This is a genomic window from Mesorhizobium sp. M2E.F.Ca.ET.219.01.1.1 (assembly GCF_004016445.2).
GTDB lineage: Bacteria > Pseudomonadota > Alphaproteobacteria > Rhizobiales > Rhizobiaceae > Mesorhizobium.
On sequence record NZ_SADT02000222.1, the window covers coordinates 1 to 302 of the forward strand.

Consider the following 302-nt stretch of genomic DNA (forward strand, 5'->3'; position numbering starts at 1 on the left):
GGATGATGTTGTTCAGCGAATTGATCTGCGCCTGGACGGTGTTCTCGACATTCTCGATCTTGAGGTCGACGCGGCCTTTCAGCGGGCCCTTGTTCACCGACACCGTGGCGACGCGTTCCATCTGCTGGCGCCAGTCATTGCCGACGAAATTGTTGGAGAGATAGATGGTGTAGGGCTTCTTGTCCTCGGCGTGGCCGGTCTGCACGCCGGCGGCCATCATGGTGGCGGCGAGTGCTGCAAGGCCGATGTTACGGCTCAGTGATTTCATGGTTCTCCTCCCGGTTTTCGTTTCCAAACAGCGC

General features: G+C 58.6%; 1 pseudogene. It reads right to left on the reverse strand.

The annotated features are described in order from the left end of the window. Positions 1 to 268, reverse strand: a pseudogene (locus EN862_RS35600) (sugar ABC transporter substrate-binding protein); the annotation flags it as partial. Positions 269 to 302 lie beyond the last annotated feature (34 nt).